We start from the raw sequence: 20,702 nt of genomic DNA, 5'->3' as shown, positions 1-20,702 counted from the left end.
CCGCGAAGGCGGCCCAGACGTCGGCGGGCGGCGGCAGAAACAGCGGACTGACCCAGCCGAAGCGTCCGGACAGCCACCAGAGCAGGAGGACGGCCAGGACGGAGCCGGCCGAGACGGCTGCCGGCAGCAAGCGGGACTCGGCGCGGCTGCGCCTTGCTTCCCTTTTGTTCGCGGCGGATGGGGCTATGGCCATGAGAGATGCTCCTTTCTGCAAGGAATGGGGCGCCGAAGCGCTAGACGGACGGCCTGCCGGGGAACAAGTCCGCCCGGCGAAGCGGCTTCCGGCGCCGGCGCATGGAGAAATCAGGCGCCGGGCACGATGGAATTGCAGGATGAGATAGGCTGAAACGCAAAAAAATCAATCCCTCAGCTGCGAGGATTGATACTTCCGTTGGTCGGATCGAATCAGGGATATTCGGTTGGAACTCCTTGCCGTTGCCGTGCCGGTGATGACGACGGTGCATCCGCCAGTTCAAGCAGCGCGTCGAGCACTTCGGAGCGGAGCCGAGGCTCCAGCGGGGCGAGATGGAACAGCTCGCAGAAGAACAGTCCGTCCGCAGCCAGCCGGGCGATCGTAGCCAAGGCGGGGGAGCGGCTTTCGGAGACGATCCGGCTCTGCCAAGCCTCGTACCTTTCCCTCATGGGAGCCAGCAGGGCGGGGTTGCCGGAAGCGGCTGCCAGAACGGCGGCGCTCGTCTCCAGGTCTTCGGAGCTTGTCTGGAAGCTCTGGGTCAGATAGGCATGCGTCCATGGATGGGATCCGCAGCCTTCCACAGCCCTGGCCTCCGTCTGGGTTTCGAAGCGGTCCAGGAAATCGTCCAGCGTCGCCTGGATGAGCGCTTCCTTGGTGGGGAAGTGGTACAGGAGGCCTCCCTTGCTGATGCCCGCCTCGCGGGCGACGGCGTCCAAGGTCAGCTTGGAGGCTCCTTGCTCGCGCACCACCTTGCAGGCGATGCGGAGAATGGCGTTTCGTTTTGAAGCGGCGGCCATGGCGCACCTCCTGCCGTTACTATACGGACCGGACGGTACAGAAGTCAATGAAAAAATAATTATTCCTAGCGGATATGTTGGTTTTGTAGTATTGCCAGCAGGCGGACACCGGCATGAATCGGGCCGACAGGCTAGATTCCGGAAGCCAGGCCGGGAAAGTTGCTTGGGCATCTCTCCAGGAGGTAATCTGTGGATAAGGAGGGATGGACATGAAGTATCGCCGTTTAGGCAAAACGGAGCTGAACGTGTCGGTCGTCGGCATCGGCACCTGGCAGTTCGGCGGGGAATGGGGCATGGATTTCGCGCAGGGCGAGGTCGACGCGATTTTGGACAAGGGCGCCGAGCTCGGCATCAACCTGATCGACACGGCCGAATGTTACGGAGACCATCTGTCGGAAGCTTTCATCGGAAACTACATCGGCAGGCGGAGACGCGAGGACTGGATCATCGCGACGAAGTTCGGCCATCATTTCCATGAGCGGTTCAAGCGTACGGACGTATTTTCCGGGGAAGATGTCGTGCGTCAGCTGGATGCGTCGCTGAAGGCTCTGCAGACGGACTATGTGGATCTGTACCAATTCCACTCCGGTCCCGATGCCGCCTTCGACAGCGACGAGCTGTGGACGGCGCTGGACAAGCAGGTGCAGGCCGGCAAGATCCGGCATCTGGGCACGTCCATCGGCAGCAACGACAACCTGCATCAGACGGCCGCCTCCTCGAAGGTCGGCTCGCAGGCGATCCAGGTCGTGTACAACCGGCTCGACCGCAAGCCGGAGGAGCGGGTATTCCCTTCCTGCCTGGAGCAGGATCTCGGCGTGCTGGCGCGGGTGCCGCTGGCGAGCGGCTTCCTGAGCGGCAAGTACAAGCCCGGCACGGAATTCGGCGAGACGGATGTGCGCCATCGCCAGGACGCCGGGCAGGTGAGGCAGCGGCTGGAGGAGGTTCGCCGGATCGCGGAGGAGGAAGTGCCGGAAGGCGTCGGCATGGCTGCCTGGGCGCTCGCCTGGTGCCTTCGCCATCCTGCGGTGACTTCCGTCATTCCCGGCTGCAAAAATCCCGAGCAGGTGCAGGGCAACGCAGATGCGGTGAAGCTCGTCACGGAGCCGCATCCGCAGGATGTGCCGGATGACGGCAGGTAGACCGGCAGCGAAGCTCAATTGATCCTGGCCATGTCCAACAAGGCGGCGCTGCGAGCATGACGAAAATGCGCTGACGCCGTCGTCTTGACGGGCCCGCATGCGAAGGAACGACCCTAAAGCCCTGCCGGACCGCGCTGGATCGCGGTCCGGCAGGGCTTGCTTATTTGCCCGAGGTTTTCGAATGAATGCTTGATGCTTGCTTTATAGCCTGAACCTTCCTGGTTCAGCTAGGGCTGGCGTAGACGGAGAAGTTGTCGAACCGGGCGGCATTGTTCATGGAGCGGAGGCCGGCCTTGCCATGCAGGAACGGAAGGGCGCTGTTGTCGGCATAACTCAGCCTGGGGGCATTCATATCGTCCACATAGACGCGGATAGAGTTCCCCTCGGCGGACACCTTCATCCGGTGCCAGACCCCTGCGGCGAGCGCGGCCGGCGCCGAGGCCAGCGTTTGGTAGCCGTAATTCATTTTGCCTAAATAAACTCCGTCGGGCTTGATGAACGCATAGTAGGCCTGGATGTAATCGGGATTGTTCGCGAGCACCTTGCCGTTCGACGGATTGGCCGCCCGGACCAGCAGGCCGGCGTCGCCGGTCGTCCCGACCAGCTTCACATCCGCCTCCACCGTGTAATCGGACCAAAGGCCGGAGCCGATGACCGTCTTGGCGGGACCCCCGGCAGCCGCGCTCAGCTCGCCGGATACGACGGACCAATCGCCTTCATACCGCGTCCAGCCGTTGTCGTTGCCGTCGTTGAAGTCGTCGGCCAGCGGCGAGGGCGCCTGCCCCCTCTCGAACGACAGGCTGCTGAAGTCGAACTCGCCCTGGACCGTCTCGAAGCGGAGCTCATGATAGCCGGCGGTCAGGTAGAGGCCTTTCTTGGAGACGTTCACCCAATTCTCCCAGCCGCCGCTTCCGGCCGCCTGCACGACTCCGGTCAAATCCGCCGCCCCGTCCCAGACGCGGAAGCTGACGTTCGGAAAGGTCGTGGCCAGCCTCGCGGTCATATCATACGTGCCGCTCTCCGCGACATTGACCCGGTAGAGCAGCCACTCCCCCGTCTGGTTCCAGCCGACGACCTCCTTGCCCTCCGCCGCGGAGGAGCGGATGTCCACCGCATCGCTGCGATAGGAGCCGCCGATATTGGCAGGCGTCAGATCGTGATAGCCGGTCCCTTCCCCGCCTTTGCGGTAGTGGACGGCTTCGATCGTCCCTGGAAGCGGCTTGTACGCATTCCAGGCGCTGCTCCCCCCGACGTCGTTGCTGAACGCCGTGTAGCCGAAGTCGGCATGGGCGTCTTGAGTCGCATAGCCGATTTTCCCGCCGCCCAGACCGTTCACGGTGCGGGACTGCTTTTTCATGCCGTCGACGTAGACGGCAAAGGCCGGGCCGCTCTTCTCCACCCGGATCTGATGCCACTTGGTATAGTCGTAGCCTGCAGGGAGGGAGGAATATTCCCAGCCCTGGCTGACGCCGCCGACCACGAAATGGGTTTCGAGACGATTCAGCCTGCGGTTCAGGACGGCCGTTCCGTAGCTGTTCTCATCCGCATAGGAGAATACGGCTCCATACAGCGGCGAGGAGCTCGTTCCCATCTTCATCTGCTTGGCATGGAACTCGGCCGTGTAATCGGCGGCTGTCGAAGCCGCCGTTACTTGCCGGTACCAGGCCGTCGTCCCGATCGTATCCTGCCACATCAGCTCCTGGTTGTAGATGCCCCAGGTTCCGCCGCCGACATTGGTCCAGCCGGAGCCGATCGCGGTGCGAGCGAAGCGGTCCTCGAACGAAGGAGCGGCCGGATTCGGCTGGCTCGACGTCGTCGGACCGAGGACGGACATCCGGTCTCCGTTCCAGACGATGCGGTCCAGATTCATTTTGCGCCCCGGATAGACGGCGTTGCCTTGGGAAGCGTGGCTATGGTACACGATGTAGTCCGAATCCAGATCCGGACCCTTCACGATGGAGTTGTGTCCGAGGCCGACGTTGGAGCCCTCCGTGGAGATCAGGATCGGGTTCTGGCTCCGGGCAGGCACGAAGCCGGAGAGAGGAGAGGTTCCGGACGCGTAATCGACTCTGTAGGCGGTGCTCCAGACATGGTTGCCGGTATAGGTCATGAAATACTTTCCGTTGCGCTTGAACGTCGTGGAGCCTTCCGTCCATCCCGCCATCGACAGGCCGGTCGATCCCGCCGCTCCGAAGGCGGTCGGCGAAGTCATCGGACGGGAATCGATCCGGTCCGCGCCGGTGGAATAAAAGTACCATTTCCCGTCGTCGTCGATGAAGACGCTGCCGTCGATGCCCATGCCGAGATTGCCGGTCTGCGGCGTGAACGGACCGACGGGACTGCCGCTCGACAGGACGTAATGCCCGCCGCCGCCCGGAGAAGTGTACATGTAGAACATTCCGTTCCAGTAGACGACCTCGGGCGCATAGGCGGCCTTGGTCACCGGATCGGCGGCGCACAGCCCGCGGTAAGTCCACGAAGCGAGATCGGTGGAGGACCATACCTTCACGCCGATCTGGTCATCGACCGTGCTGACATAGAGGTAATAGACGCCGTTGAATTTCAGGATGTAAGGATCCCCTTCTCCGTAAAAATCCCCATTGGCCCACTTCCAGGAGGAAGCGAGGGCATACGGATTGCTGTAGGCATGGGCGGCGGAAGGGAGCAGGAGCAGAGCCGCGGCAGCGGCAAGAAACGATTTCCATTTCTTCATCGGGACCTTCATCTCCTTTGCAAGTGCGGATGGGAGAAACGCGGCTATACAAGGATGGAAACAGAGAGCTTGGCTTCACTTCTCCTCCTTTCTCTCGTTTGATTTGATAGCGCTTGCAGATCGGAGTATAGCAAAACCGGAACCGATGCGGAAGATATAATTTTAAAATATATGTATTAAAACAATATTTAATGTTTGTTCCAATAAAACTGGACATATGAGTGGATTAAGCCTTATATTATTGGAAGAATGTCAGGAAAGGAGTTTCGATCATGCTTGAGCTGTCTATTGAAGACCCCGACCGGCTGGTCAAGGTGGCGCATGCGCTCAGCACGCATACCCGGATCGGAATCATCCGGCTGCTGCTGTCCAAGCCGAACGTGAATATTATCGAGATTGCCGAAGCTCTGGATATTCCCGTATCGACGGCGGCGACGAACGTGAAGGTGCTGGAGGAGGCGGAGCTGATCCTCACCGAGCTGCAGCCGGCTACGCGAGGGGCCATGAAGGTGTGCAGCCGGAACTTCGACGATGTGCGCATGATTCTGAATCCGATCGCGTTCTATCACAACACGAGCAAGCTCATCGAGGTCGAGATGCCGATCGGGCACTTCATCCAGTTCGACATCCAGCCTACCTGCGGCATGGCGAGCAGCACCGGCATGCTGTTCGCCGAGGACGATCCCGACAACTTCTATCACCCGGACAGCCGCTCGGCGGAGATCATCTGGCTGCGCAAGGGCTGGGTCGAATACCGCTTTCCCAAAAAGCTCCCGCAGGGAGCCAAGGTCACATCCCTGGAGTTCTCCCTGGAGCTGTGCTCGGAGGCGCCCAATTACAACAACGATTGGCCTTCGGAAATTACGGCCTGGATCAACGGCAAGGAAATCGGCTCCTGGATTTCGCCGGGCGATTTCGGCGACCACCGGGGCAAGCTGAATCCGGCCTGGTGGAACGACAACAGCACGCAGCACGGCCTGCTCAAGACATGGGGCGTCGATGAGGGGCGCAGCACGATCGACAACGAGCGCTGCTCATCCGTCACGCTGGACGACCTGGACCTGCAGGACAAGCCGTACATCAGCTTCCGCATCGGCCTGAGGCCCGACGCGAAGCATCAGGGAGGAATGAATCTGTTCGGCAAAGGCTTCGGCGATTATCCGCAAGGAATCGTCATGAGGCTGCAGCACGATTAAGATGGTTCCCCGCAAGGCCCGCCGTCCGGTCAAGGACTGCGGGCCTTTTCCGTTGGCGCGCCTAGGATGGAGATAGAGAAGTCATCCTTCAAAACAAAAAAAACGGAAAGAAAGCGTTGACATAAAGGGATTGAAACCGTTATATTCTCGATATAAACAAATAAGTTGTAACAAAACAAATATTCGGAGTGTATGATCCGGCCCGTTGCAATCGGCGTCCGATCCTTACGGAACCGCGGCTCCGGTGTTTGGTCCTTATTTGTTTCAAGCCACTATTGTCAGGGGGAGCGTATCCATGGTTCTGAAAAGCAAATGGTCCGCCGTATCGCTTGCGCTTGTGCTGGTATCGGGAATGGGATTGTCGGCCTGCTCCGGCAACGGGGGCGGCGCGCCGGCTCCGAGCGGAGAAGCTTCGTCTCCATCGCCGACATCGGGAGCGGCAAGTCCCAAGGCGGACTCCAAGTCCGAGATCGAGTTCATGGGGTGGGGGGGGGACAGCGAGAAAGCCGTCTTCCAGAAGCTGATCGATGCCTACATGAAGGAACACCCGGATAAAAAAGTGAAGTACACCGTCGTTCCGTCGGGCGAGTATTACCAGAAGCTCGACACCCTGATCGCCGCCAAGAAAACGCCGGATGTGTTCTATGCCGGCGGCGCGCACTTCAATAAGCTCGCCAGCAGCGGCCTGCTGCTGAACATGGACCCCTATCTAGAAGGCAACCAAACGATCGATCCGGACAATGTGTGGAAGCAGGGGCTGGACCGTTACCGCTACGACGGCAAGACCGTCGGCCAAGGCAGCCTGTACGGCCTGCCGAAGGATGTAGGGCCGTGGGCGCTTGCCTACAACAAGGATTTGTTCGACAAGGCCGGCCTGCCTTACCCGAGCGCCAAGGCGGGAGAGTACACCTGGGACGACATGATCGCCGACGCCAAAAAGCTGACGACGGCCAACGCGCGCGGAAAAATCGACACGTTCGGAGTCGCCGCCTATTCGACGGAGTCCGCGGTATGGGCCAACGGCGGGGACTGGATCGACTACAAGACCGGCAAGGTGACGATCGATACGCCGGAATTCGCCCAGGCGATGCAGTTCGTGGCGGATCTCAGCCTCGTCCACAAGGTCAGCCCATCCCCGGATGACGAGAAAGCCCAAAACGGCTACGCCCGGTTCGTCGCGGGCAAAGTGGCGATGTTCCCGATGGGTCCTTGGGATCAGCCCGGCTTCTGGAACGTTCCGTTCAAATGGGATATCGCCGCCTGGCCGGCAAGCCCGAATACGGGCAAAACCGCGACCTGGCTCGGCTCTCTCGGATTCGTCGTGTCCAAATCGACGAAGCATCCGGAGGATGCGTTCGCGCTGGCTTCCTATCTGAGCCTCGACCGGGAGTCGCAGAAGCAGAACTACGAGCTCGGGCAGGCGGTGCCGAACCTCGTCGACATGGCCAAGGGCGAGTTCCTCCAGATGGACAAAGCGCCGCAGAGCCGTCAAGTATTCCTCGATATCATTGAAGACTACGGACGTCCTCCGATCGAGGTGAACTCCAAGAGCGTGAAGTGGATCGACACGTTCTGGCAGGATGCCAGCCAGGTGTGGACCGGCAAGAAGACGGCAGCGGAGTTCGTCAAGGAAGAGCAGCCGAAGCTGCAGAAAATCTACGACGAAGACAACAAGTAACAGGCTTGGCTCGGAAGGAGAGCGGCTCAGACGGAGGCCGCTGAAAAACAGGCGAACGGCGCGGAATCATTCGGAACAACCGGCGGTCGGAAGAATGTTCCGCGCACGCGGCGCCAACCTTTTCAGCGGCCTCGCGCTTTTGCCGCCTCCCCTTCCGGCTTTTGTGCCGGGGAGGAACGTTAATGACAGGCTATCGGCGTAAAGAAATGCTTTGGTCCCTGCTGTTTGTCACGCCGCCGGTTCTCGGCTTTCTCATCTTCGGGCTCGCGCCGCTCATAAGCTCGCTGGGCCTCAGCTTCATGTCCTGGGATATGATGTCTCCGGCGAAGTTCATCGGCCTGGACAACTTCGGGAAGCTGGCCCAGGACGAGAAATTCTACAAATCCATGTACAACACGTTTTATCTCCTGCTCGGAATTCCGCTGGGCATGATCGCGGCCATGGCGTTGGCGCTCATGATGAACCGTCCGCTCAAGGGGGTAAGCCTCTTCCGGACGATCTATTATATCCCCGTCATTTCGCCGATCATCGCGGTCTCCCTGCTCTGGCAGTGGCTGCTCAACTACGATTACGGCATCATCAACGAATTCATCTGGAAAATCTTCGGCGTGCAGGGTCCGAACTGGCTGGGAGATCCGAACTGGGTCAAGCCGTCGTTCCTGCTGATGGGATTATGGGGAGGAGTCGGCGGCACGATGGTTCTCTATCTGGCCGGACTGCAGGGGATATCCTCCAGCTACTACGAGGCGGCGGAAGTCGATGGCGCGAAGCGGTGGCATCAATTCCGCTATATCACGCTGCCGCTGCTGTCCCCGATCCATTTCTTCGTCGTGGTGATGGGCGTCATCGGCACGTTCCAGTCGTTCAGCCAGATGTATATTCTCGCAGCGGACGGCGGGCCGGAGTACAGCGGCGCGACGATCGTGTACTACATTTTCCAGGAAGCGTTCAAATACTTCAATATGGGCTTCGCCAGCTCGGTCGCCTGGGTGCTGGGAGTCATCATCTTCATTCTGACCTTGATCCAATTCCGCTTCTCCAAGCGTTGGGTCTACCAGGACTAAGCGTTCCTTACAGGAGGAGTAGACTATGGCCAGAGAAAGACGTCTGATGAACAGCTTGATCTATGTGCTGCTGCTGGCCGGCTCGATCGTCATGCTCGGGCCGCTGGCGTGGACGCTGTCGACCTCGCTCAAGACCCAGCAGCATGTATTCGACGTTCCGCCCCAATGGATTCCGAAGCCGTCGACATGGAGCAACTATACGGATGTATGGTCCAAAGCTCCGCTGCTGCACGGCTTCCTGAACAGCGCCATCGTCGTGGTCGCGGTGCTGTCGGTCGGATTGTTCGTCGCCTCCATGGCGGCTTATTCCTTTGCCAAATTCCATTTTCCGTTCAAGGAGGGAATCTTTCTCGCCCTGCTCGGAACGATGATGATTCCCTATTCGGTCGTCATGATTCCCCAGTACATCGGATTCTCCGAGCTGGGCTGGGTGGATACGCTGCTGCCGCTCATCGTTCCGGGGCTGTTCGGGAATATCGTGACGATCTTTTTCTTCCGGCAATTCATGCAGGGCTCCATCCCGAACGATCTGATCGACGCCGCCAAAATCGACGGCTGCGGCTATTTCCGCACGTTCGCCACCGTCGCGCTGCCCATCGCCAAGCCGGCGATCGCGGCTCAAGCGGCTCTCGGCTTCATGGGCATCTGGAACGATTTCATGGGACCGCTCATCTACCTGCATACGCCGGAGAGGCAGACGATTCAGGTGCTCATTGCCAGCATGCAGTCGAATTATATCTCCACATCCAATTATCCCTCGCTCATGGCCGCTTCGCTCATCGCGCTCGTGCCTGTCATCATCGTGTTCTTCATGGCCCAGCGCTACTTCATCGAATCGCTCGCGATCAGCGGAATCAAAGGCTGAGCCGCGGGGATGGAACCGTCAGAAATCAAAAGAAGGAATCGGCTTCTGCTGCTCCTTGGCGGCATGGCATGTGCGGCAGGAGCGGCAGCCATCCTTTGGGGAAGGGGAGAAATGGATATGAATCCGGCCGCGCGCACCACGGTGCAGATGGGGACTTCCTATCAAAATCCGATGACGCTCCCGCAGGAATGGGAGGATTACGGCATCGGCGATCCTTATGTTCTGCGGCATGACGGACAGTATTACCTGTACTGCAGCACGAAGGACGGACGGATCGGCGTGAAAGCCTGGAGCTCCGCCAATCTGACGGATTGGACCTATGAGGGACTGGTCGCCGAGGAGCCGGTCACGGAAGGGGCGTACGCTCCCGAGGTCGTCTACTGGAACGGATCGTTCTATATGTATACCTCTCCGGCCGGCAAGGGGCATTACGTCCTGCGCAGCGAGAAGCCGACCGGACCGTTCCTCGCGCAGACCGACAATCTGGGCCTCACGATCGACGGCTCGGTGTTCATCGACGACGACGGCAGCTGGACGTTCACGCATGCCGAATTCGGCGGCATCATGGCCGCGCCGATGAGCGACCCTTATACGATCGGCCCGGGAGAGAAGCTTGGCGCCTCGCTCGGCCACTGGACCGAAGGATCGATGATCATCAAGCGCGGGGGCAAGTATTACATGACCTACACGGGCAACCATGTGTTCAGCCGCGGCTACCGCGTCAACTACGCCGTCTCCGACGAATCGCCGGCAGGTCCGTACCGGATTCCGGACAACAATCCGATCCTGATCTCCACGGAGGAAGGGTTCAACGGCCTCGGCCACAGCTCCACCGTGCTCGGACCCGATCTCGATTCCTACTATATCTTCTATCACAATCTGGAAGGAAAATCGGCTGAAGGGCCTCCCGTCCGCCATCTCAATATGGACCGGCTCGCCTTCAGCGGCGACAAGATGGGCGTGCTGGGCCCGACCTGGGGCATTCCGACGGAAGCGCCCAGGCTGCCGATTTTCCATGACCGGCCGGGCTCGGCTCCCTCGCCCGGGAAGTGGGAACAGGCCGCCATGCCTGCTTCCGGCGGCCATGCCTGGGTGAGCAAGCTGAGCACCGACACACGCTATACGGCCGAGTTCAATGCCGTCGTCCAGCCGGACGGCAAGGAGATTGAAGCGGGCGGCGAGGCGGCTCTGGAAGTGCTGCTCTCCTACCGGGACGAACGCAACAGCCGAGTCCTGCGTGTAGACGGCCGGCAGAAAAAGCTGGTCATGGCGGAGCAGGCGGGCGGGGCGGAAAAGACTGTCTTCTCGGCCGATCTGCCTCAGGGGACGGAACTGAACGTCCTCCACGCGTTGCGTGCCGAATCCGATGGCGACGGGACGAGAATTTATTGGGACGGCCTGCTGCTTGCCGACGTGAAGGCGTGGACGGGACAGCCCGGAAAGATCGGCTACCGATGGCCGCAAGGCGCTCGGCCGCAGCTTGCCTATACCGCCTTTTCCAATGAAGCCGGAGGCAGCAGCGACCGAAGCGCCGTCAAGCCTGTGCCCGGGACGCTGGAGGCAGCCCATGCTTCCGGCAATCCTTCCTCTCCGATCAAGGCCGGCGCGGCCGGCACGCCGGACGGGAGTCTGGCCGCGGAGCTGGGGAGGAACGGGGGAGCTGGCCTTTCCCGTTCAGGTGAAGAAGGACGGCCGCTACCGGATCGCCGTCATGGCGGAGCTCGGCTCGGAAGGAGCCGTGCTGGAGGTGGAGGCCTCGGGCCGGAAGCTCAAGGCGGAGCTTGATGCCGCCCTGTTCGCCTCGGAGTCGGACTGGACGAAGGTGCCGCTCGGAGAGCTGGAGCTGAAGGGCGGATTGCAGTGGCTGACCGTCAAGCAGACGTCTTCCGGGGTTTCCCGCCTCCGTTATATCGAGCTGCTGGAATCGGCGGAGGTAGACGGCTCGGCGCAGGCCGAGCTGGAGAAGCAGGAGCTGTTCGGCAGCTGGGAGCAAAGCGAGGCCGGCAGCCGGATCGCGGAAGCCGGCCGCGACAGCAAGCTGCTCGCGGGCGACGTCCGGTGGGGCGACTACGAGCTCGATTTCCGCCTTCAGGCGGACGGGGAGGATGCCGGAGAAGCGGCTGTGCTGCTGCGGACGAGCCGGGAATCGGACTACCCGGCTCAGGTGGCGGACTCGTTCATCGGGTATCAGCTTCTGTTCCGCAGCGGCAGGATCATCCTCGAGAAGATCGTGTACGAGAGGAAGGAAGAGCTCGATTCGGCCTTGCTGGAGCTGCGGCCCGGCCAGCCGTCCAACGTATCCGTGAAGCTGGAGGGCAGCCGGATCCGGGTATTTCGGGAAGACGGGGAGCCGCTTCTGGATGTGCTGGACCCCGATGCGATCCTGCAAGGAAGAATCGGCTTTCGCTCCTCGTCCCGGGACTGGATCCTATCCGGTCTTGAAGTGCGGCCGGTCCGCCATGAATGACAGAGAACGCTGCGACCAGGCGCGTTAATGGAACGGGAGAGAAGACAATGACAACGAAAAGATACATCAAGGACTACCCGAGGCCGCAGTTCGTGCGGGACAACTGGATCAATCTGAACGGAGCCTGGCAGTTCGGCTTCGACGACGGCAACGAAGGAGAGCGGCTGGGCTGGCCGGAGCGGTTCGGCGGAGATCGGACGATTGAAGTCCCGTTCACCTATGAGACCAAGGCGAGCGGCATCGGCGACGAGTCCCATCATGCCTATGTCTGGTACAGCCGCGAGCTGGACGTTCCGGCCGAGGCGGAGGGCAAGCTTGCCCTTCTCCACTTCCAGGCGGTGGATTACAAGGCCAAGCTGTGGATCAACGGAAGTTATGCGGGAAGCCATCAAGGCGGTTACGCAGAGTTCCATTTCGACATCGCCCCTTATCTGAAGTACGGGCAGAGCAACGTGATCACGGTGAAGGCGGAGGACAGCCTCGACGCGGCCCAGCCGCGCGGCAAGCAGCGCTGGGTGAAGGACAGCTTCGAGTGCTTCTATGTCCAGACGACCGGCATCTGGCAGACGGTCTGGCTGGAGTATGTGGAGCCGTCCTATGTAGAGGCCGTCAAGATGACGCCGGATCTGGATGCGCGGTCGATCCGGTTCGAATACCAGGTGCAGGGGGCCGGAGCGGCGGACGATATCACCCTGGAGACGCTCGTCAGCCTGAAAGGCAAGCCGGTCAAAAGGGTGAGCCTCGCGATCGACCGTCCATGGCTGCAGCTCGATGTCGACCTCGTCCATGAAGCCAACGGCCCCTGGAAGCATTGCCACTGGTCGCCGGCCCATCCGAATCTGTATGACGTCGAGTTTATTCTGTACAAAAACGGCGCCGAGGTCGACCATGTATACGCCTATTTCGGCATGAGGAAAATCTCGATCGAGAAAGACCGCATCCTGCTGAACAATGCCCCCATCTACCAGAAGCTGATTCTGGATCAAGGCTACTGGCCGGATACGCATCTGACGCCGCCCTCGGAGGAAGCCATTCTCGAGGATATCGACAAGCTGCTGGAAATGGGGTACAACGGCGTCCGGAAGCATATGAAGGTGGAGGATGCCCGCTTCCTGTACTGGTGCGACGTGAAGGGCGTGCTCGTATGGTCGGAAATGGCCGCCACCTTCGAATTCAACGACCGGGCGGTGGAGAGGTTCACCCGGGAATGGATGGAGGTCGTCAGGCAGCAGTACAATCATCCGTCCATCATTACGTGGGTGCCGTTCAATGAATCGTGGGGCGTCATGAACATCGCCAAGGATGTCCGGCAGCAGAAGTTCACGGAAGCGATCTACCATCTGACGAAGGCTTTCGATCCGAATCGCCCGGTCGTGTCCAACGACGGCTGGGAGCATACCGTCTCCGATATCCTCACGCTGCATGACTATGTCGAGAGCGGAGAGGAATTCCGCCGGCGGTATGCGGGCAAGGACGAGATCACCGGCAACCTGCGCAGCTTCAACCACTGGAAATACGCATTTGCGGACAGCTACGCCTACAAGGGGCAGCCGGTCATCGTCAGCGAGTTCGGCGGCATCGCCTTCCAATCCGAGGAAGGCTGGGGCTACGGCAATCAGGTCGGCTCGGAGGAAAGCTTCCTGGATCGGTTCCGCAGCATCCACGAGGCTATCCAGCAGACCGAATATATCTCGGGCTACTGCTACACCCAGATCACGGATGTGCAGCAGGAGGTCAACGGCCTGTTGACGGAGGACCGCAAGCCCAAGATTGCACTGGAGAAGATCAGGGAAATCAATTCCTTCTAGATTTTGGAACCAAAACGGGATGAAGCCGAGAATTCGGCTTCATCCCGTTTTTGTCTTTTCTATTCGGCCTCTACGACTACTTCTGCCCAGGTCGTGGCGGCCGCACCGCCCGGGGCGGGAATATCATTCGGGCTGATGACCGAGATCAGGTACTGGCCCGGCTCCTTCAGCGTCACGCTGGCGGCGAAGGCTTCACGTAACCGGAGGAAGGCTCCGGCAGCGAAGGCTCCGGCAGCGACAGATTCAGCGTCCCTTCTTCCGTATAAGAGACTGGAATGGAGGCGGGATCGGAGACGGTCCGGCCGACGGAGATGGGGACGCTGCCGGCCGAAATGGCTCCAACGGTAAACAGATTGGCGCCGGGGCGCAGCTTGAAGGCGAAGGAGGCGTTGATCGTAGACGCGTCCGTCCACCTTGATGTCCTTGTCCGCCGAATTTCCGCTCGATCCGCCGCCTCCGCCGGCTCCGAGCGGCTGCATGACATCTGGAGAGTAGAAGCCTTTCTCATAGAGGACGGCGAAGGACGTCTCGGCAGAATCGGTGCTCCAGGACGGCTTCAGCTTCTCCATCATTTTGCTGCTCCAGTTCAGCCGGACCATTCCGTCCGCATAGGAAGGGCTTATGCCCAATCGCGGCGACCGGCACGGGTGATGCCCTTGCTCAGGAATGGCGCCGGAGTCTCGGGGTCCGCGATGATGTCGCCTTGCGGGCTGAGAAGGCCCGGCTTGCCGATCCGGAAGACGAGCTCCTTCCAGCAGGACGGCAGCTCCTCCTTTATTTTGATCCGCACCTGGCCTGGCTTCGGATCCCAGTCGACGGACGCCGCGGCGCCGGTCTGGCGCCGCGTTCTCAGAGGGAAATGGACGCGGCCGTTGGGAGGGATCGGCTTATCCGTCTCGGCTGAATTTCAAATTGGTTGCCCATCTTGATATGAATAAAAGTTAGAAAACAGAAAAAAAGTTTGCCGAGAAGAAGGAGCGGGTGTAGGATAGGAGGCAAAGAGAATTCAAGCGGTCATGAGGAGCGGTGGGAATGGAATCGGTATCGCAAACGCTGCCGCTGCTGCGGGAGCTGGCGCAGGGCATCGCGGCCCAGTTCGGAGAGCGCTGCGAGGTCGTCGTGCACGACTGGTCGCAGCCTTATGAAAGCACGATCGTGCATATCGAGCACGGCCATGTGACGGGACGGAAGGTCGGCGATCCCGGCACGAACCTCGGACTCGAGGTCATGAGAGGCACGTCGGAGGGCGGCCATCGGCAGAATTACGTCACCCGGACCAAGGACGGACGGCTGCTGAGATCGACTTCGATCTACTTGAAAAATGACGCAGGAACAGCGATCGGCGCCCTGTGCATCAACTTCGACATCTCGGAGCTGCTCGCCGCCGAGAAGGCGCTGCAGGGGCTGGTCGGCATGCAGGAGCTGCCGCCGGTCCAGGAGTCGTTCGTCAGCAACGTCGGCGATCTGCTGGATTCGCTGATCCAGGAGGCGGAGGACGCCGTCGGAAGGCCGCCTGCGCTCATGAGCCGCGAGGAGAGGATCCGGTTCATCGCGCTGCTGGACCGCAAAGGCGCGTTTCTGATCAAGAAGGCGGGCGAGAAGGTATGCGCCTATCTGGGCATCTCGAAGTACACGCTTTACAGCGATCTGGAGGAAGCCAAGGCGACGGATGCGGAGGGGGAGCAGAGCTGATGGGCGAGAAGGAACGGGAAGCAATGGAAGCAGGCGCTCCTGAGCGGGAGGAGGAACGGTCGGGGCAGGAGGCCGCCGCCCAGGCGGTGATCGAAGCGTCGGAGGGGCCGATAGGGTCAGGCGACGGTCGGCTGGATGGCGAAAGGAAGGCGGCGCCGGAGCGGATGAATGGCGGAAATATGGCGGAGAAAGCTGTCGAGGCAGCGCCGGAGCGGATGGATGGCGGAAATATGGCGGAGAAAGCTGTCGAGGCAGCGCCGGAGCGCGGCTGTCTGCCGGGCGGGGAGCTCGGCGATGAAGGGCCGCAGACGCCCTTCATCCTCATCCGCAGCGCCCGCGTGGACGCCAATATCGCGTCCATGGCGGAGGCGGCATCTACGGCATGTCGCACGCCTGGAACAAGGAAGGGCGCAGGACGAGCCGGGAAGAATTCGCATCGCTCGCCATCCTTGCTTTGGAAGAGGTCGGCGGACTGTTCGCTGCTCCATCGCCGCCAGATCCGCCTAGATAAAGTGGATAGCGGCTCCCCGTTCGTCTGCCCTTTCCCTTTCCCTCGCCCTTTCCACCGCTGCCGCGGACCTAACCGCATCATCCCCGCAAAAAAAGCAGCCTCCCCTTCTCACGGGGGCCGGCTGCTTCCTGGTCACTTTCAGCATGCTTGGTTCCATACCGATAGGATCCAACCTCGCCTTAGGATGGCGAAGCTGTTCCCTTGTACGCCTGCCGGGCGGCAGGATAATCGCGGGTCCATGAATGATCCTTGCGGATCTGCTCATCCGACAGGAGGAAATACGTATGCCGGACTTGGCTGCCCCGGTCGGGAACGGGATCGTCCCAGGTCGCGTCGATATGGTACCAGCTTCCGTCCAGCCGCACCAGGTTCCAGGCATGATCCCCGGAATCGACGGTGCCTTCGACGATGCGGACTTCGATGCCGGCGTCGGCAGCCATGCGGTACATCAGCAGGGCGTATCCTTGGCAGACGGCTGTTCCGTTGACGACAGCGTCGTAAGCCGTGTACCGGGTCAGCGACTCGTCATAACGGACATGGCGCACGATCCAGTCATGGATGGCCCGGAGTTTCTCTTCCTCGTTCATGCCCGGCTGGATGATTTCCTTGAGCGTCTGGCGGGATTTCTCCTTTACCGCCGCTGTCTGCTCCGGAGTTTCCCGGTAGCGGACCTTCACCCGGATGGAAGAATTGTCGCCTACCGTGCGGATTTTATAGGAATAGGATTCAAGCACATAGGCGGAATAATCGTCCCGGAAAAGCGCCTGCTTGACGAGATCCGGCATGGCCTTCACCAGATCCGCATGGTCGCCCCTGTAGGAGGTCTGGAAATCGGCGCTCCTCCCCTTGAAGCCTGCTGCCAGCTCATCCACGAGCTTGGCGCGGGGGCTGTAGGAGACGGCCGCAGCCGCGGCGGTCGGCTGGATGGTCTCGCTACCGGCCTGGACCGGCGGCTCAAGCCTGCCTTCGAGCATGAAGACGGACAGAGCAAGGGATGCGGCTAGCAGCGAGTTGACGATAACATGTCGGCGCATCGGATGACCTCCCCGGAAGCTAGGCTTTGCAAAACCTTCATTTATGTATATGTAGACGCTCCGGGGTCATGATGAATCAAGCAAAAGCCGCTCCTCGGCTCCTTGCGGAGGAAGAGCGGCTCAGGCGGCGAGGCGGGGCTCCGATACCGTTCGGGCTTGCTTGAAAGGCTTAACAAGCGGCGGACAGCTCGAAAAGAGCTGCCGCGGAGCATTCGCTTGCAGGTGAATAGAAAGATGGAGCATTCGCTTCCAGATGAGTAGACCCAGATGGAGCATTCGCTTCCAGATGAGTAGACAGATGGAGCATTCGCTTTCAGATGAATAGACAGGTCGAGCAGGCTGCCTGCAGGTGAACAGGCAGCATGCTTGCAAGTGTATGAGCAGGATTCTTTCGTGGAAGACCGCCCGTTCCATCCATGAACACGCCGCATATGCATGACGAGGCAGCCTGACAGATGGCCGGTACTTCCGCCTTTCCCTCTAAAACTCCCAATCCCCGCGCAAATCCATGTACAAGGCTGCCAGATAGGCTGCCGGAGCCGCGTACAGCGTGCGCAGATGGCCCAGACGCTCCGTGAAGTGGATGAAGATCCGGTATTCCATCTCCATCATTCTCCGCTCCGGAGAAGGCTCCAGCCGCTCCGCCCAGCCCTGGAGCAGCTGCCAATCCTCCGGCGTCACCAGCTTGCGCTGCTCCTCCGTGAGAGCGAGCTCCGGCAGCGCCGTCGTCTTCTGCAGGCGGAGCAGCTTGCGCTCGACGCCGGTGCGGCGCTTCTTGTTCTCGGCGCCGGATTCCAGCACGACGACCGTGCCGGCGACCATGTCGCCGATGCGCTTGTCGGAAGGGCTGAACATCATGGCCACTGCCCCCGCGAAGTAGCCGACCGGCAGCAGGTCGATCAGCCGGAACAGGTTGCGGATGATGACCGAGAGCAGCGATGCGGAGCCTCCGCGCGAGTTTACGACCCGCAGGCCGAACGCTTTTTTGCCGACCGTCTGGCCGCCCCTGTAGGCTTCCATCCCGATGAAATAACCGATGACGACGACCAGCATCAGAATGATCATGATGGCGACCAGATAATCGGAGCCGCTGCTCGGCAGCCACGTCTTGGACAACAGATACATGGCCCCGGCGAACCCGAGCAGAATGAGGAGCGCAGCTGCGAGCATGAGCAGCGCGTCGACCAGATGCGCCAGCGCCCGGCTGCCGATGCCGGCGGTGCGGTATTGCAGGCGGACCTGCTCCGGCGTCAGAAGGGTCGTCCCCTTTTCAGGCAAGTCATGCAAGGAGATTCACCGCCTTCTGCGAATAGTAATGTCATGATAGAATAGAAAAACAATATGGGAACTTAAGGAGAACCTTGATGGAAATAACAGCCTTCATCCGCCGCAACAAAAGCCAGTGGTCCGAGCTCGACGGCCTTCTTACGCTGCTGGGGGGACGCGGCAAGCGGGCGCCGGCCGGGCAGCTGGACCGCTTTCATGAGCTGTACCGCTCGGCATCGTCCCACCTGGCCTATCTGCAGACTCACGCTCCCGGCAGCGAAGCCGAGGCGAGCCTCAACGATCTCGTCTCCCGCGCCCACAACACGATGCATGGAGCCGGGGAAGGAAACAGCCGTCTCGGCAGCTTCTTCCGGACGGGCTTCCCCCATCTCGTCCGGCAGCGGGGATGGTTCATCGGAGCGGCGACGCTGCTGTTCCTGCTGGGCGGACTGCTCGGCTACTTGTCGGTCTGGCAGGATCCGATGGCCGTCCACTCCGTCCTTCCGGCCGGCATGTCCGATGTCATCGATCCTTCCAAGACGAACAGCGACCGCGGAGACGTGCACAGTCCGATCATGTCCACGACGATCATGACCAACAACATCCGCGTCGCGGTCATGGCTTTCCTGAGCGGCATCACCCTTGGAATCGGCACCGTCTACCTCATGGTCTACAACGGTCTCATGATCGGGGCTCTCGCCGCCGTATTCGCCAGGGAAGGCTACAGCTACACATTCTGGGCCTACATCCTGCCGCATGGAATCATCGAGCTGACCGCCATCTTCATCGCCGGCGGAGCCGGCCTCTACATGGGGTACCGGTTCTTCGTGCCCGGCGAGCTTCCGCGCAAGCTCGTCTTCCTGCAAGCGGCCAAGGAATCCGCCCTGCTGCTGATCGGCTCCGTGCCGCTCTTCGTCGTCGCCGGCCTGATCGAAGGCTACATCACGCCGGTCTACATGCCGCTGTGGATCAAATACGCCGTCGCGCTGCTCACGCTGGCCGTCCTGGCCGCGTACTACGTGCTCGGAACGATTAGAATGCGCCCCGCTCCCGCGATTCCAAATACGCGTTGACCGCGGTCACGGCCAGCCTGTCGGCCGGCGCGTCGATTAGCGGAACGCCGCTGCCTGCCAGCTTGCGCGACAGCAGCTGGCGCTCTCCGTTCTCCTTGGCCGCGATCGACTGGACATAAGCCCCCTGGACATCCTCCGGGCGGGCTTTTTCAAGTTCATGCAGCACAGGATTGCGGATGGACAGCAGCAGCAGATGGTGGCTCCGCTTGGTCCTGGCCGCATAAGGCAGCAGCTCGGGGTCATGGCGGTAATGATCCATGTCGGAGAACAGCACGGCGAACGAGCGGCGCCGCAGCCTGCGCAGCAGATAGCCGAGTCCGACGCCTGCGCCCGACTCCTCGTAGTCGCTGCGCAGATCGCTGACCGCCTTCGTCATCGCCTGAAGATGGGCCAGTCCCCGCCCGGGCGGCAGATAGAGCTTCACCCGGCTCGAATAAGCGATGAGGGCGACCTGATCGTCCTGCTTCAAGGCTGCCGCGGCTACGGCAAGAGCCGCTTCCAGCGTGCGGTCGAGCTTGACCTGATGGTCCAGCTCAACGCCCATTTGGCGACCGCAGTCGAGCAGGATCGCGACCGTCTTGCCCTTCTCCGGGCGATATACATTGGTCAGCAGCTTGCCCGCCCGCGCCGTCGCTCTCCAGTTCACTTCACGGATGTCGTCCCCGAAGGCGTACTCGCGGATGGAGTCGAACTCCGTGCCTCCCCGCTGCCTCTTGTAAATGCGCTGCCCGTCGATGAGGAGCGAGTCCTGGGCGGAATTCAGCACGTCCCGCACGCCGGACAGATCCGGATCGATCCGGATTCCGCTCTCCTCGGAGAGCTGCGTCTGCCTCTCCCACAGGCCAAGGCCTCCGCTCCAGCGCAGATCGATGCTTCCAAGCCGGTAGCGGCCGCGCTCGGAGGCCGCCATCGCGACATGGAAGCGTCCGCTGCCCTGAATCCTCCCCCCGGGGAAAGCAGGCTCCGAGCGGAAGGTCAAAGGCAGATCATCCGCCAGTGTTACCCTCACGGCTTGCTTCGAGCGGCAGCGGATGTCAAGCCTGACTTCGAATTCCTTGCGGATCTCGGCGCTCTCCGGCAGCTGCCGCTTCACGCTCCAGTCGCCTCGGCGCGGAAGCAGGAGCAGATCGCAGATGCTGGCGGCGGCAAGCAGCCCCCACCACAGAATGAAAAGAGGCCACGGCGATGCTCCCGCGGCTGCGGCAG

18 protein-coding genes and 1 pseudogene are annotated in these 20,702 nt (G+C 61.0%); 11 read left to right on the top strand and 8 right to left on the bottom strand.

Annotated features, from left to right (window positions below):
* Positions 1-193 (bottom strand): annotated as a pseudogene (locus BN871_RS28545) (hypothetical protein); the annotation flags it as partial.
* Between the two features lie 212 nt (positions 194-405).
* Complete coding sequence (locus BN871_RS18365) at positions 406-990, bottom strand: TetR/AcrR family transcriptional regulator (RefSeq protein WP_048748271.1); 585 nt, start codon at positions 988-990, stop codon at positions 406-408.
* Positions 991-1,199: 209 nt separating this feature from the next.
* Here BN871_RS18365 and BN871_RS18360 point away from each other — a divergent pair, with 209 nt between their 5' ends.
* Positions 1,200-2,129: an aldo/keto reductase gene (locus BN871_RS18360; RefSeq protein ID WP_048748270.1), complete on the top strand. Its 930-nt coding sequence runs from the start codon at positions 1,200-1,202 to the stop codon at positions 2,127-2,129.
* A gap of 223 nt (positions 2,130-2,352) precedes the next feature.
* On the opposite strand, the gene BN871_RS18355 is transcribed toward BN871_RS18360, so the two are convergent.
* Positions 2,353-4,842, bottom strand: coding sequence for a family 43 glycosylhydrolase (locus tag BN871_RS18355; protein ID WP_048748269.1), 2,490 nt, complete (start codon positions 4,840-4,842; stop codon positions 2,353-2,355).
* 272 nt (positions 4,843-5,114) lie between these two features.
* Here BN871_RS18355 and BN871_RS18350 point away from each other — a divergent pair, with 272 nt between their 5' ends.
* The 7 genes from BN871_RS18350 (at position 5,115) to BN871_RS18320 (ending at position 13,920) form a co-directional block, all read left to right on the top strand.
* Positions 5,115-6,038: a transcriptional regulator gene (locus BN871_RS18350; RefSeq protein WP_048748268.1), complete on the top strand. Its 924-nt coding sequence runs from the start codon at positions 5,115-5,117 to the stop codon at positions 6,036-6,038.
* A 295-nt stretch (positions 6,039-6,333) separates the two neighbouring features.
* Complete coding sequence (locus BN871_RS18345) at positions 6,334-7,716, top strand: sugar ABC transporter substrate-binding protein (RefSeq protein ID WP_048748267.1); 1,383 nt, start codon at positions 6,334-6,336, stop codon at positions 7,714-7,716.
* 182 nt (positions 7,717-7,898) lie between these two features.
* Positions 7,899-8,780: a carbohydrate ABC transporter permease gene (locus tag BN871_RS18340; protein WP_048748266.1), complete on the top strand. Its 882-nt coding sequence runs from the start codon at positions 7,899-7,901 to the stop codon at positions 8,778-8,780.
* Positions 8,781-8,805: 25 nt separating this feature from the next.
* Entirely contained in the window at positions 8,806-9,645 is an 840-nt protein-coding gene (locus BN871_RS18335) for a carbohydrate ABC transporter permease (protein ID WP_021879436.1), read from the top strand.
* Between the two features lie 111 nt (positions 9,646-9,756).
* Entirely contained in the window at positions 9,757-11,430 is a 1,674-nt protein-coding gene (locus BN871_RS18330) for a glycoside hydrolase family 43 protein (protein ID WP_053087011.1), read from the top strand.
* Positions 11,324-12,112 carry a hypothetical protein gene (locus BN871_RS18325; protein ID WP_048748265.1) on the top strand — a complete coding sequence of 263 codons (789 nt, stop codon included), beginning with the start codon at positions 11,324-11,326 and terminating at the stop codon, positions 12,110-12,112. Before BN871_RS18330 ends, BN871_RS18325 begins: the two co-directional genes overlap by 107 nt.
* Positions 12,113-12,159: 47 nt before the next feature.
* Positions 12,160-13,920, top strand: a complete 1,761-nt coding sequence (locus tag BN871_RS18320; protein ID WP_048748264.1) for a glycoside hydrolase family 2 protein — start codon at positions 12,160-12,162, stop codon at positions 13,918-13,920.
* A gap of 59 nt (positions 13,921-13,979) precedes the next feature.
* Here BN871_RS18320 and BN871_RS18315 read toward each other — a convergent pair whose 3' ends face one another.
* On the bottom strand, positions 13,980-14,492 hold the full coding sequence (locus tag BN871_RS18315) for a hypothetical protein (protein WP_157060331.1): 513 nt from the start codon (positions 14,490-14,492) through the stop codon (positions 13,980-13,982).
* A 47-nt stretch (positions 14,493-14,539) separates the two neighbouring features.
* Positions 14,540-14,710 carry a hypothetical protein gene (locus BN871_RS27865; protein WP_021879441.1) on the bottom strand — a complete coding sequence of 57 codons (171 nt, stop codon included), beginning with the start codon at positions 14,708-14,710 and terminating at the stop codon, positions 14,540-14,542.
* A gap of 242 nt (positions 14,711-14,952) precedes the next feature.
* Between BN871_RS27865 and BN871_RS18310 the strand changes: the two genes are divergently transcribed.
* Together BN871_RS18310 and BN871_RS29740 are read left to right on the top strand one after the other, a co-directional pair.
* Entirely contained in the window at positions 14,953-15,612 is a 660-nt protein-coding gene (locus tag BN871_RS18310) for a transcriptional regulator (protein WP_048748262.1), read from the top strand.
* Positions 15,613-15,994: 382 nt separating this feature from the next.
* Complete coding sequence (locus BN871_RS29740) at positions 15,995-16,123, top strand: hypothetical protein (protein WP_269745439.1); 129 nt, start codon at positions 15,995-15,997, stop codon at positions 16,121-16,123.
* A gap of 179 nt (positions 16,124-16,302) precedes the next feature.
* Here BN871_RS29740 and BN871_RS18300 read toward each other — a convergent pair whose 3' ends face one another.
* Together BN871_RS18300 and BN871_RS18295 are read right to left on the bottom strand one after the other, a co-directional pair.
* On the bottom strand, positions 16,303-17,157 hold the full coding sequence (locus BN871_RS18300) for a transglutaminase domain-containing protein (RefSeq protein WP_048748260.1): 855 nt from the start codon (positions 17,155-17,157) through the stop codon (positions 16,303-16,305).
* Between the two features lie 480 nt (positions 17,158-17,637).
* Positions 17,638-18,444, bottom strand: a complete 807-nt coding sequence (locus tag BN871_RS18295; protein ID WP_048748259.1) for an RDD family protein — start codon at positions 18,442-18,444, stop codon at positions 17,638-17,640.
* Positions 18,445-18,521: 77 nt separating this feature from the next.
* Between BN871_RS18295 and BN871_RS18290 the strand changes: the two genes are divergently transcribed.
* Entirely contained in the window at positions 18,522-19,496 is a 975-nt protein-coding gene (locus tag BN871_RS18290) for a stage II sporulation protein M (RefSeq protein WP_048748258.1), read from the top strand.
* Here BN871_RS18290 and BN871_RS18285 read toward each other — a convergent pair.
* A partial coding sequence (locus BN871_RS18285; protein WP_048748257.1) for a DUF58 domain-containing protein occupies positions 19,456-20,702 on the bottom strand: 1,247 nt, incomplete at its 5' end. The genes BN871_RS18290 and BN871_RS18285 overlap by 41 nt on opposite strands.

It is taken from the genome of Paenibacillus sp. P22, from assembly GCF_000469945.2.
Classification (GTDB): Bacteria; Bacillota; Bacilli; order Paenibacillales; family Paenibacillaceae; genus Paenibacillus_O; species Paenibacillus_O humicus.
The sequence above is the reverse complement of the archived record's forward strand: the minus strand, read 5'-3'. Positions and strand labels throughout refer to the sequence as shown.